The organism is Neisseria sp. HMSC064D07, assembly GCF_001837185.1.
In the GTDB taxonomy this organism is placed as follows: domain Bacteria; phylum Pseudomonadota; class Gammaproteobacteria; order Burkholderiales; family Neisseriaceae; genus Neisseria; species Neisseria flavescens_C.
Genome location: NZ_KV831653.1, coordinates 66,204 through 78,285, shown reverse-complemented (window position 1 = coordinate 78,285; position 12,082 = coordinate 66,204). Strand labels below are relative to the sequence as shown.

The window sequence follows — 12,082 nt, the reverse complement described above, 5'->3', positions numbered from 1 at the left end:
ACCTTGATTTCAGACGGCCTTTTTGTATTCAGCTCAAACACTGATTTTTTAATCGCGATATTCAAACGTTGCACCCAAAAATTGAGCCAGTGTGGAAACGTGGGAATGTCGGGGATCTTTGACGGCGGTCAGCAATAAAATATTGCCGTGCTGTTTTTCCAAATCCAGCAACTGCTTGATGGCGGCCTGCTCGGCATCGCCTTGCAGCTCTTCATGATAACGGCTGACAAAACCGTCAAAATTCTCAGCCGGATTTTCGTGATACCAGCGGCGCAGGTTTGCACTGGGCGTAATGTCTTTCAGCCAAAGCGCCGTAGCGAAAACTTCTTTATGGACGCCGCGCGGATAGAGGCGGTCGATAAAGACGGCGGTCTGTTCGGGATTGGGCTGATACGCGTAAATGCGCTGTACGGTAAACATTTTTTCTCGTCTCCAATGGATTCAGGCCGTCTGAAAATTCAGACGGCCTGATGTTTTTTAGGTTTAGAACAGTTTTTTGACTTCGGCTTCAATATCGTCGGCACGCATAAAGGTTTCGCCGATCAGGAAAGTATGCACGCCGTGGCCGCGCATGAAATCGACGTCTTCTTTGTTGCGGATGCCGCTTTCGGTTACAACGGTTCTGCCGCTCAACTCAGGCAAGAGGTCGAGGGTTTGTTGCAGAGTCACTTCAAACGTACGCAGGTTGCGGTTGTTGACGCCCCACAACGGCGTGGTCATGTTGCGGCATTTTTCCAGCTCGGACGCATCGTGCAACTCCAACAAGACAGTCATGCCCAATTCGTGGGCGACGGCTTCAAAACGCTCAAGCTGCTCGGCTTCCAATGCGGCGGCAATCAGAAGAACCGCATCCGCACCCCACGCGCGCGCCTGATAGATTTGGTATTCGTCGATGATGAAATCTTTACGCAAGACCGGCAGCGCCACGGCCGCACGCGCCTGTTTCAAATACTCGGGCGAGCCTTGGAAATAAGGTTCGTCCGTCAACACGGACAAACAGGCCGCGCCGGCTTTTTCATAGGCAACGGCGATTTCGGCAGGATGAAAATCAGGACGGATCAGGCCTTTGCTTGGGCTGGCTTTTTTGACTTCGGCAATAATGGCTGGCAGATTCTGCGCGTGTTTTTCACGGATCGAGCCGATAAAGCTGCGAACCGGCGCAGCAGCCTGCGCTTGGGCTTTGATGTCTTCCAAGGAAACGGCGGCTTTTTGGGCGGCCACTTCTTCTGCTTTGGTGGCAAGAATTTTGTTGAGAATATCGGTCATGGCGTTTTTCTATTAGGGCTGATTTTCGGGTTTGAATCGTGCAACATGCTGCCGCAGATTAGATTTCAGACGGCCTGAGTGCCGCTATTTTAATGGTTTGAAAAAAGGCGGGCAAGAATGCCCGCCTTTGTGTCTGCTTCAATTAGTGATGGATGCCCAAAACGAACGCGTTGTGGCTGATGATTTCGTCCGCCAAAGTCGGATTGTCGTTCAGCTTGATACCGTAGCCGGGCACCAATTCTTTCAGACGGCCTGACCATGATTCGGCATGATCGGGGAAGCATTGGTTGATCAGCTTAATCATCAAAGGTACGGCGGTTGATGCACCTGGGGACGCGCCCAGCAAGGCGGCCAGCGAGCCGTCGGCATGGGCGACGATTTCGGTACCGAATTGGAGTACACCGCCTTTTTTCGGGTCTTTTTTGATGATTTGTACGCGTTGACCGGCGGTAATCAGTTCCCAATCGTCAGGATTGGCTTCCGGATAATACTCTAAGAGCGAAGTGAAGCGTTCTTCTTTGGTTTTGCGCAATTCGCCCAAGAGGTATTTGGTCAGCGGCATATTAGCCCAACCGGCGCGGAGCATAGGATAAAGGTTGTCCATGTGGATGGACATCGGCAAATCCATGAGCGAGCCTTGTTTGAGGAAGTTGGGGCGGAAGCCTGCATACGGGCCGAACATCAAATGGCGTTGACCGTCCACGTTGCGGGTATCCAAATGCGGAACGGACATTGGGGGTGCGCCGACGGAGGCTTGGCCGTACACTTTGGCGTTGTGTTGCGCGGCCGTTTCGGGATTGCTGTTGCGGAAGAAGAGGCCGGAAACCGGAAAGCCGCCGTAGCCTTTGCCTTCGGGGATACCGGATTTTTGCAGCAGGGTCAGTGCGCCGCCGCCTGCGCCGAGGAAGACGAAACGGGTGCGGAGTGTCAACGGGTCGTCATCGTCTTTGGTGCTGCTGGTTTTCAGCACCCATGCGCCGTCCGATTCGCGGTTGAGGTCGTCGACATGACGGTTGAATTTGATTTTTACGCCTTTGTCGCTCAAGTATTTGACCATCTGGCGGGTCAGGCTGCCGAAATCGACGTCTGTGCCTTCGGCGGAGTAGTTGGCGGCGATGGATTGGTTTTCATCACGGCCGTTGACAACCAGCGGCGCCCATTCGGCAATTTTGGAGCGGTCGGTAGAAAACTCCATTTTTTCAAAGAGTTTTTGGTTTTTGAACACGTCGAAACGTTTTTGCAGATAACTGCAATGGTCGGCGTTCATCACCAGCGACATATGGGGGACGGAATTGATGAAAGTGCGGTCGGTCAGTTTGCCTTCTTCGACCAAAGTCGCCCAAAATTGGCGGCTGATATGGAATTGTTCGGCAATATTGAGGGCGCGGGTCGGATCGATCGTGCCGTCGGCAGTCAGGGGCGCATAGTTCAATTCACACAGCGCAGAGTGTCCCGTACCGGCATTGTTCCATGCATTTGATGATTCCAACGCTACATCTTCCAAGCGTTCGATCAGGGTGATTTCCCAAGATGGTTCGAGTTCTTTGAGCAATACGCCCAAAGTGGCGCTCATAATGCCGCCGCCTACTAATACGACATCGGTTGCTTCAGCCATGGTTTTACTCCTACTAAAGTCAGGCATGGTTTGCCTTGTGGTTATCTATCATTATAAACAACTGATTTCATAGGAATTATTTTGTATTTTTGTTGTGTGTGAAACTTTTTTGCCTGCTGAGTTTCCGAGCGTAAATGGCGGAAGGCAGTTTCGGTTTGGGTTCCAGATTTCAGGTCTTTATAATATGTTATTGAGAATTTAGTAGATTTTACGGAGAAATGCAAAGATTTTCTGTTCGGTTCATATAAAAATAAGAGATTATGCCGTCTGAAAACGTTTTCTTAACCTTTATCTGCCAACGTTTGCCAAGAAAAAAGAATTTTTCATTTCTTTTTTAATTGACCGTTTTTGTCAGCAATTTCAGCGCTAACAAACGTGAATCAACCGCCAATCTGCTATCATTTCGACTTATCCCACAACAAGGCAAGCCGCCATGTACCTGACTCAAGAAAAGCCCTACCGCCCCCTATTGGTCGCACTGATGTTCCTCACCCTGCCGCTGGCGATGATATTGCACAATATCGTGCAAATCGCCTTTTCAGACGGCCAAGGCCTGCTGGTCACGGTCAAAGACGGCTCGTGGGCATGGCAAAGCGGCTGGCAGGATTCCGTTACATGGTTTGTCTGCGGCATGTTTGCCTTCCTCAACCTGCCAATTGCCGGTGGACTGACCAAGCTGGCGTATAAAAAAATGATGCGCCGGTATTCGCGTTACGCCATCTTCCTTGCCGGTGTAGCAGCGTGTGCCTCGGCGGCGGCAGGCTTGATTTTTGAAGCCATCTTAGGCAATGCCGCATTGGCCGGTATGCGCGGACAAGGCGTGTTCTACTACACCCTCTCCGTGTGGATTATCGCCATGCTGACCCTGCCCAAACAGCTCACGCGCGCTCCGGAGCAGCCCATCGTCTTTCACAAGATGAAACGTTGATTCAACAGGCACAAACATTTTCAGACGGCATGCTTTCCGTTACCATTACATCCAACGCGTTTTAACCAATAAGGAATAACAAATGAATCAGGCGCAACAGCTCCGCGACGGCATACAGGCACTGGGTTTGGACATCGACGAAGCCAAACAAGCCAAACTGCTAGACTATGCCGCCCTGCTGCAAAAGTGGAACAAAACCTACAACCTGACCGCCCTGCGCGATCCCGCCCAAACCGTCAGCCATCATCTGCTCGACAGCCTGACCCTCTTGCCCTACATCGAACACGCCCAAACCATGCTCGACGTCGGCTCCGGCGGCGGACAGCCCGGCATACCCACCGCCATCTGCCGCCCCGACCTCGACATCACCCTCCTCGATGCCAACACCAAAAAAACCGCCTTTCTGCAGCAAGCCGTCATCGAACTCGGCCTTAAAAACGTCCGCGTCATCAGCGGCCGCGTAGAAGTCGCCGCCGACTGCCGAGCCGACGTCATCACCAGCCGCGCCTTTGCCGAACTCGCCGACTTCGTCAACTGGACAGAGCACCTCATCAAAGACAGCGGCTACTGGGCGGCCATGAAAGGCGTATATCCGCAAGAAGAAATCGACAAACTGCCCGAAAGCGTCGCCGTCGAAAAAGTCGAAGCATTGCACGTCCCCCAACTCAATGCCGAACGCCATATCGTCATCATCCGCAAAAAGGCCGTCTGAAAATAACCCAAGCATACCGAATAACGGTACAATCCAGCCATCCACACTTAACACGACAGCAAAGCACATGAGCGCACAAATCCTCGCCGTCGCCAACCAAAAAGGCGGAGTCGGCAAAACCACCACCACCGTCAACCTAGCCGCCTCCCTAGCCTCAAAAGGCCGCCGCGTCCTCGTCGTCGACCTCGACCCCCAAGGCAACGCCACCACAGGCAGCGGCATCAACAAAGCCACCATCGAAAACGGCGTTTACCAAGTTGTCCTCGGCGAAACCGACATCCCCAACACCGTCGTCCGCAGCAAAGAAGGCGGCTACGACGTATTGGGCGCCAACCGCACACTGGCCGGCGCAGAAGTCGAACTCGTCCAAGAAATCGCACGCGAAATCCGCCTCAAAAACGCCCTGCAGCTCGTTGCCGACAACTACGACTACGTCCTCATCGACTGCCCCCCATCCCTGACCCTGCTCACCCTCAACGGCCTTGTCGCCGCCAACGGTGTCATCGTCCCCATGCTTTGCGAATACTACGCCCTCGAAGGCATTTCCGACTTAGTAGCCACCGTCCGCAAAATCCGCCAAGCCATCAACCCCGACCTCGACGTAACCGGCATCGTCCGCACCATGTACGACAGCCGCAGCCGCCTCGTCGTCGAAGTCAGCGAACAGCTCAAACAACACTTCGGCAACCTGCTCTTCGACACCGTCATCCCCCGCAACATCCGCCTCGCCGAAGCCCCCAGCCACGGCCTCCCCGCCCTCGCCTACGACGCCCATGCCAAAGGCACACAGGCTTATTTGGACTTGGCCGATGAACTGATTGCACGGTTGGAAAAATAAACAGAAATATGAATATAAAAAGGCCGTCTGAAAGGTAGAAAGTACTTTCAGACGGCCTTTGGTTTGATGGGAAAGAACTTTTTTAAAAAGATCGCGTGCGTGCGTACCGCACACACCCTACGCATAAATTTCAAACTCTTTATGATTCATAGGTAGGGTGTGTGCCCAAAGGCACGCACGCGGTTTGATGTAGGCTACAGCTTGCTAAAGGTACACACAGATAGAGTATTTGAAACGGTTTGTTACTGTTTGCTTGCATGTTATGAGGACTTGGGGTAAAGTGAATAAAATCCATTTTTCGGAAAATATATCATGATTATTACTCGACTTAATATTGATAATCTATATGGCTTCTCAAATATTGAAATAGATCTAAGCTATAAACGGAAAAATCCAAAATCCAGCATTCCGAATGAGTTTTTACCTAAGCGACCTAATTTTAATTTTAAACGAGTCTGTATTATTTCAGGTACAAATGCTAGCGGTAAAACTTCACTAGGTAAAATAATTTGTGGATTAGAAAATTTTATAAAAAGGAAGAATATCATCAAATATCTTAACGCTATTTGTGATAGAACACGTCCTGCAACTATCTTAATAGAGTTCGTGACCCCATCTACCAATGAAATGCATCAATTAGAATTAGAGTTTGTAGATAGTGGCATGGCGATTCGCAAATTAAAATATATAACGACTCCAATTGGCATGAAAGATAGCTGTACTAATGTAAGGAAACGATTACAAACAATCAAAGAAAAGCAGAAGAATCCAAATGGCAAATATATCGATAGTGATATTTCTGGAGTTTCTCAAGCATTTGATGATTTTTCCGAAATCGAGATTGATGATTTAGGTTGGATGTTTATGTTCTCAGAAAATAAAAGTGAAGATAAAGCAAATTCAACGCATCATGCATCCCAAGATTTGGTCTTTAGAATTCTAAATAGTTTCGATTCATCCATAAAATCAGTAGATGCCGTTATTCCACAATCTGAAACCAAAAAATCAGCTAAATCAAGGAATAAAGATATTACAGGTTATATTATAAAATTCCATAATGATGATTCTGTTTTGATCAATGCATCAGGTGAAATTGCGGGCTCTCAAGAATCTGCAAATAGATTCTCCAAAGGTACTTATGATGCAATTAAATTAACCAATTTTATTGGTCGCATTATTGCAGAGGGCAAGGCTAAAAATAGTTGCACCCATTTTCTTGATGAGCAAATGGCATATAGCCATTCCTATCTGGAGCAACATATATTAAATTTAATTATTGAGAAATTGAGTCCTACTGCGCAGTTCTTTTATACAACTCATAATTATGATGTATTAGATATGGGCTTTCCTTCACATTCCTTTTTATTCATGAGGAAAGAGGGTAACTACACTTCTATTGTTCAGCCAGAAAATAGTTTCAGCAAAAATGACAGAAGCTTAATAAATTATGTTAAAAATAACTATTTTAATACATTGCCTGATACTTCTAACTTAGATAAATTGATGTGGGAAGATTAATAATGCAGTATATTTTTTTAGTTGAAGGAGAAACGGAAGAAAAACTTGTTAATAGTTTGTTTGTTGGGCAAATTAAAAAGGTCAATTTATGGAGTTTATCTCATAAGAAAATAGGTACAATAATTCGACAAATTCCTCAAAATAATACAAAAGTGATTATTATATGCGACACTGATCAGACAGTTTGTCATGAAAATTTCATTAAAAATTTTCATGTAATTAAAGGGCATGTAGGAAAGAATAATATTTTTTTACTTCCACAAACACAAAATTTTGAACATGAAATGCTCTTTTGTTTAAACACAAAGCGCAAAGATTTGCAGGAAATGTTTAACAAAGCTTCAGGTGAGCAGCAATTAAAAAAACATTTCATTGAGGAAAAAAGATTGCTCGAAAAGCTGGAGAGTCAAGGATTCAATTTATCAAAACTTTGGTCTAGAGAATTATGTTCTGTATTGTCTGAATTAAAAGACTTTAGAAAAGAATTAAGAAACTGTTGCCGTCTACGTCCTGAAATTTCAGAAAAAAAATTTCCTAATTTGTATTCAACATTTAGAAATTCTTAAAAATGGACACCGTTTGTAAAGTTTCAAACGGTGTCTATGGTTATCTTAACCCCTCCCACTCCTTCATCAACCTCTTCACCGACACCGGATACGGTGTCTTCAATTCCTGTGCAAACAGCGACACCCTCAATTCTTCAATCATCCATTTAAACGCGGCGAGGTCGTCTGAAAAGGGTTGTCCTTGTTTTATCAAGCTATCCGTTTTTTCCTGCCACATTTGTTCCAGCTCTCGAATATCGGCTTCGCGGGCTGCGTCGCGTGCGGGGTTGCCGCTGTATTTTTCAAGGCGCAGGGTCATGGCTTTGAGGTAAATAGGCAGGCGCGGCCATTGTGCCCACGGGGTATGGGTGGCGAAGCCGGCGGCGAGCAGGGTTTGCAGGCGTAGTCTTAGAAGGTGGGTGAGCGGGTGTTTGCCGAGTTTGCTGTTGAGCTCAGCGTAAGCGGCGGCGGTTTCCTGCAGGTAGCGGCTGAGGGCTTCTTTGACGGCGGGCAGGCGGCTGCGGGCGCGTTTGATTTGTTCTTTGAAGGCTTTTTCGTTGCGCGGCAGCTCGTCTTCGCCGATAAAGGCGCGGTCGCAGACGGCTTGGGTGAGGTCGTCGCGCAGGGTGTCGGCGTTGATGTGTTTGAGCAGCATGGCGGCTTGGGTGAAGCCTTGGATGCCTTTGTTCAGGTCTTTAACTTGTTCTTTTAATTGCAGTTTCATCAATTCGATCACGCCTTGACGGTGTGCCTGCTCGGCGGCTTCGGTGGTGTCGAACAGGCGCAGGGCGATGTGGCCGTCTTTTTCTTTTTGCAGGCCGAGGTAGCCGGTGAGCTGTTGTTTGCCGCGTGCGAATTTGATGGATTCGGGCAGGGTGCCAATGTCCCATGCGGTGACGTTGTCGCGCTCAAATTCTTGGGTGTTGTCGCGGAAGGTAACGGCGGCGGCTTGGCCGAGTTGTTGTTGCAATTCGTGCAGTTTGCGGCCGCCGGCAAGCTCTTGTCCGCCGTCGTCGATAATGCGCAGATTCAGATAGCAATGTTCGGGCAATTCTTGCGCTGCCCATGCGTCTTGGTCGATTTGCTCAAGAATCCGCATATCGCCGGCGCTTTTGGCGATAAAGTGCGCCAACTGGGGAATGATGGCCGCTTGACGGTCGGGATTGCTTTCGAGAAATTTGGTGATGAAATCGGGTACGGGCACGCAAATGCGGCGGATTTGCTTCGGCAGTGCTTTAATCAGCAGCTGGATTTTTTCGCGCAACATACCGGGTACCAGCCATTCGAGCGACGGCGCGTGCAGGCGGTTGAGGACGGTCAGCGGCACGGTCATGGTCACGCCGTCGAGCGGATGGTGCGGCTCGAAGCGGTAGGAAAGTTTGAACTTGCCGTCTGCGGTTTGCCAGAATTTGGGGAACTGCTCTTCGGTAATGTGCGCGGCGGCGTGTTGCATCAGATCGTCGCGACTGAGGAACAGCAGACGCGGATTGTCGCGCTCGGCGGTTTTGAGCCAGGCTTCAAAGGTGCGGATATCGGCAAGGGGCAAAGGTTTCAGACGGCCTTTTTGAGATGCTGGCTGCTTTTTGGGCTTAGGGTCGTCTGAAACATTTTGTCGGGTATGTAAACTCGGTTCACGCTCGCGGTTGTCCGCATCGTTGGAATCCGCGTGCGTGGCTTGCGCCACACGCCCTGCGTTGCGCTGGTTTGCTTGTCCGTTTTGATCGGCTGTCTTGTCCGACTGGATTTGTCCGCCCTCTTCGCTTCCCCAAACGCCACCTTTCGCGTCTTTCCACACCAGCTCGGGCAGGCGTTCGTTATAAAACGCAAACAGGGCTTCGTCATCGACCAATACGTCTTGCTTACGTGATTTGTGTTCGAGTTCGGTAATTTCTTTAATCAGCTTTTTATTGTGGGCAAAAAAGGCCGTCTGAAGATTGCTTTCTTGCGCCACCAATGCGCCACGGATAAAGATTTCGCGCGCTTCTTCAGGCGCAACTTTGCCATAGGAAACGGGGCGGCGCGGCAATACGGTCAGGCCGTAAAGCGTCACGCGTTCGCTGGCGATGACTTCACCGCGTTTTTGTTCCCAGTGCGGCTCGAAATAATGATAGCGGACGAGGTGCGGCGCTTCCTGCTCTATCCATTCGGGCTGGATAACGGCGACGTCGCGCGCGTAAAGGCGCGTGGTTTCAACCAATTCTGCCGCCATCACCCATTTGGGCTTGGCTTTGAACAGGGCTGATGCAGGAAAAAGGTGGAAACGGCTGCCGCGCGCGCCGGTATAGTCGTTGCCGTCGGGCGATTTCATGCCGACGTTGGCGATAAGACCGGTCAGCAGGGCACGGTGGATTTGTTCGTAGCCGGCTTCTTTTGCGGCGCGGATTTGGGCGCGGTGTTGTTTCTTATCCAGTTGTTTTTGCTTGAGTTTGGCTGCCAAATCTTGGTCGCCTTGGCTTTCAGACGGCCTTAATTGTTCTTGGGAAGGAGCTTGTCTAAACGCGGCTTCTTTGGTGGTCAAACCCATTTCAATCGCGGTTTGGGCAAGCTGGTGATGCAGCTCGCGCCACTCGCGCATACGCAGGTGCGACAGGAAATATTGTCGACACCACTGCACCAATTGCTTGTTGGACAAGCCTTTGTCGCGCTCGCGCTGGAAGCTATCCCAAATATTCAGATAGGCAAGGAAATCGGATTGCTTGTCGGTAAAGCGCTCATGCGCCTTGGCCGCGGCATCGCGCGCTTCCAGCGGCCGCTCGCGCGGGTCTTGAATCGACAGTGCGGACGCGATCACCAATATTTCCGCCATGCAGTCGTGTTTCTTCGCCGCCAGCAAAATGCGCGCAATTTTCGGGTCGATGGGCAGGCGCGCCATTTGTTCGCCGAGCTTGGTCAGACGGTAGCGCGTGTTGGCGCCGATATGGCCCGAACTGTTTTGCAGGCCGTCTGAAACATTGGCTGGGTTGGATCGGTCATCCATGCCTGATCCGCGTACTTGGTTTTTCATATTTTGCATAGTCTTGTCGGTCGGGCATCTTCCCCGACATCATCTTAATTTGTCTTTATTGGTTTTTATGCCGCTTATTGCGGATAAACATATTCCGCCTTGCCGTCGCGAATATTTAAGCTGCCTGCATCGCCTGTGATCAGATTGCCCGTTACCGAGCCTTCGCTACAACCTGAAACCGGCATATCATAGCCCAGCGTGTGAATCAGAAACGTTGAAAGCTGCTGATGGAAGGCAATCTCGCAAGGTGCAAAAGCCTGGTTGGCAGCCTGTTGCACGGCCTTATCCGGGCTATACAACACCAGCGGCACGAGATAGCTGTCGGGCTGCACCGTGCCTTGATTGTAGGTATCTTGGCGCACATACTGGCCATGATCGGAGGTATAGGCAAACAGCCAGTTGCCGTCAGGCTGCTTTTGCAGCTGCTCGAATACGGTTTGAATCATTTGGTCGGTTTTATGGATGGTGTTGTCGTACTTATCCACAATATTGGCTTCGCCGAATACTTTATCTTGAGGCTGCAACAATGCGCCGTATGGGACGTGCGAACCGCGTTGGTGCAACACAATAAAATGCTTGCCCTGCTGCAAATTGATTTTGTCAAACAGCGGCAGCAGTTTCTCATCGGGCATATTGTCGCCGTTGCCGTAGCCAAGCTGCGTCGGCTGAATCAGATGGTCTATCCATTTCTTACCGATTAAGTTCAAAATTGCCATCTCGTTTTCCGCCTGCGCGCTATAAAAATACGTTTCATAGCCCTGCTCTTTGGCTAGGCGGAACATATTGGTATCGCCGCTGCTGATTTGTTCGTAGCCGTTGGCATGCGGTATCGCATTGAAAAAGCTGGGCAGGGACACAGCCGTCATCAAAGCGGCGGAATAGCTTTGTTTCACAATCGGCTTAAAGTCGGCTTGCGAAAGCTGGGTTAAAAACGGCGAAGTCTCGCGCCCATAACCAAACAGTTTCAAATGCGCCGCGCTTTCGCTTTCGCCCATAATCAAGACGATATTTTGAACACTGCCCTGCCCGATTTTGCTTGGCGCAGGCTGTTTGAACACAGGAATCTTGCTTAAATCAAACAACTGATACGGCAACACACGTCCGATAAAATAGCCAAAGCTGAAATAATTGGCTTTGATGCGGCTGTATGTCGGTTTGGGCGAAATACCGTGTTCCTGCGTCGTACTGAATGAACGTCCAAAAATCAGCAACATCGCTGCAATAAACAAAATATCGGCGGCGAAGTGCGTCTTACGGCGGAACTTGGCAAGGCTGCAAAACAACACAACTTCCAACACGCCCCACAACGCAGGCAGCCACAACTTATCCAACATCGACGCACCCGCGCTGCCGACTTCGGTAACCTCTTTCAGCATCAGCCAATAATTAATGCCCGTCATCCAGCTTTGATAAACCGCGTAATGCACATTGTTGGCAATGATGCTGAGCGCGAAAAACACCGCAATCAACAAACGCGTTGCCTTATAACGCGCAAACAGATACAGCGCAGCAATCACAAATGTCAGCGCAAACGTTTCCGCCATTTTCGCAGCCGGCAGGGTTTCAATTCCGAATACAAAGCGATAGGCAATTTCGCTGGCAGTAAGTAGAGATGAATACAGAAAGAGAACGAAAAGGGATTTTTTCATAATAGGA

10 protein-coding genes are annotated in these 12,082 nt (G+C 49.7%); 5 read left to right on the top strand and 5 right to left on the bottom strand.

From position 1 onward, the window contains the following. Positions 1 to 48: 48 nt before the first annotated feature. The 3 genes from HMPREF2608_RS02035 to HMPREF2608_RS02025 all read right to left on the bottom strand — a co-directional run bounded on the left by HMPREF2608_RS02035 (position 49) and on the right by HMPREF2608_RS02025 (position 2,881). Positions 49 to 420: a DUF488 domain-containing protein gene (locus HMPREF2608_RS02035; protein WP_070825808.1), complete on the bottom strand. Its 372-nt coding sequence runs from the start codon at positions 418 to 420 to the stop codon at positions 49 to 51. A gap of 63 nt (positions 421 to 483) precedes the next feature. Further along, entirely contained in the window at positions 484 to 1,266 is a 783-nt protein-coding gene (gene trpC / locus HMPREF2608_RS02030; RefSeq protein ID WP_070825806.1) for an indole-3-glycerol phosphate synthase TrpC, read from the bottom strand. Positions 1,267 to 1,408: 142 nt separating this feature from the next. Beyond that, a complete protein-coding gene (locus HMPREF2608_RS02025; protein ID WP_070825805.1) occupies positions 1,409 to 2,881 on the bottom strand; it encodes a malate:quinone oxidoreductase in 1,473 nt (490 codons plus the stop codon). 433 nt (positions 2,882 to 3,314) lie between these two features. Here HMPREF2608_RS02025 and HMPREF2608_RS02020 point away from each other — a divergent pair, with 433 nt between their 5' ends. From HMPREF2608_RS02020 to HMPREF2608_RS02000, 5 genes are all read left to right on the top strand, one after another. Beyond that, complete coding sequence (locus HMPREF2608_RS02020) at positions 3,315 to 3,809, top strand: hypothetical protein (protein ID WP_070825804.1); 495 nt, start codon at positions 3,315 to 3,317, stop codon at positions 3,807 to 3,809. An 82-nt stretch (positions 3,810 to 3,891) separates the two neighbouring features. Further along, on the top strand, positions 3,892 to 4,521 hold the full coding sequence (rsmG, locus tag HMPREF2608_RS02015) for a 16S rRNA (guanine(527)-N(7))-methyltransferase RsmG (protein ID WP_070825803.1): 630 nt from the start codon (positions 3,892 to 3,894) through the stop codon (positions 4,519 to 4,521). A 67-nt stretch (positions 4,522 to 4,588) separates the two neighbouring features. Then, positions 4,589 to 5,359: a ParA family protein gene (locus HMPREF2608_RS02010; protein ID WP_070825802.1), complete on the top strand. Its 771-nt coding sequence runs from the start codon at positions 4,589 to 4,591 to the stop codon at positions 5,357 to 5,359. A 312-nt stretch (positions 5,360 to 5,671) separates the two neighbouring features. Beyond that, on the top strand, positions 5,672 to 6,877 hold the full coding sequence (locus HMPREF2608_RS02005) for an AAA family ATPase (RefSeq protein WP_070825801.1): 1,206 nt from the start codon (positions 5,672 to 5,674) through the stop codon (positions 6,875 to 6,877). A gap of 2 nt (positions 6,878 to 6,879) precedes the next feature. Beyond that, on the top strand, positions 6,880 to 7,443 hold the full coding sequence (locus HMPREF2608_RS02000) for a hypothetical protein (protein ID WP_070825800.1): 564 nt from the start codon (positions 6,880 to 6,882) through the stop codon (positions 7,441 to 7,443). A 40-nt stretch (positions 7,444 to 7,483) separates the two neighbouring features. On the opposite strand, the gene HMPREF2608_RS01995 is transcribed toward HMPREF2608_RS02000, so the two are convergent. Together HMPREF2608_RS01995 and lpt3 are read right to left on the bottom strand one after the other, a co-directional pair. Beyond that, positions 7,484 to 10,435, bottom strand: coding sequence for a DUF3418 domain-containing protein (locus HMPREF2608_RS01995; RefSeq protein ID WP_070825799.1), 2,952 nt, complete (start codon positions 10,433 to 10,435; stop codon positions 7,484 to 7,486). A gap of 65 nt (positions 10,436 to 10,500) precedes the next feature. After that, a complete protein-coding gene (lpt3, locus tag HMPREF2608_RS01990; RefSeq protein WP_210402753.1) occupies positions 10,501 to 12,078 on the bottom strand; it encodes a lipooligosaccharide phosphoethanolamine transferase in 1,578 nt (525 codons plus the stop codon). Positions 12,079 to 12,082: the final 4 nt, after the last annotated feature.

What these genes read in the sequence shown, in the direction of transcription:
- HMPREF2608_RS02035 (WP_070825808.1), bottom strand. Translation starts at nt 420, where the DNA reads ATGTTTACCGTACAGCGCATTTACGCGTATCAGCCCAATCCCGAACAG.
- trpC (WP_070825806.1), bottom strand. Translation starts at nt 1,266, where the DNA reads ATGACCGATATTCTCAACAAAATTCTTGCCACCAAAGCAGAAGAAGTG.
- HMPREF2608_RS02025 (WP_070825805.1), bottom strand. Translation starts at nt 2,881, where the DNA reads ATGGCTGAAGCAACCGATGTCGTATTAGTAGGCGGCGGCATTATGAGC.
- HMPREF2608_RS02020 (WP_070825804.1), top strand. Translation starts at nt 3,315, where the DNA reads ATGTACCTGACTCAAGAAAAGCCCTACCGCCCCCTATTGGTCGCACTG.
- rsmG (WP_070825803.1), top strand. Translation starts at nt 3,892, where the DNA reads ATGAATCAGGCGCAACAGCTCCGCGACGGCATACAGGCACTGGGTTTG.
- HMPREF2608_RS02010 (WP_070825802.1), top strand. Translation starts at nt 4,589, where the DNA reads ATGAGCGCACAAATCCTCGCCGTCGCCAACCAAAAAGGCGGAGTCGGC.
- HMPREF2608_RS02005 (WP_070825801.1), top strand. Translation starts at nt 5,672, where the DNA reads ATGATTATTACTCGACTTAATATTGATAATCTATATGGCTTCTCAAAT.
- HMPREF2608_RS02000 (WP_070825800.1), top strand. Translation starts at nt 6,880, where the DNA reads ATGCAGTATATTTTTTTAGTTGAAGGAGAAACGGAAGAAAAACTTGTT.
- HMPREF2608_RS01995 (WP_070825799.1), bottom strand. Translation starts at nt 10,435, where the DNA reads ATGCAAAATATGAAAAACCAAGTACGCGGATCAGGCATGGATGACCGA.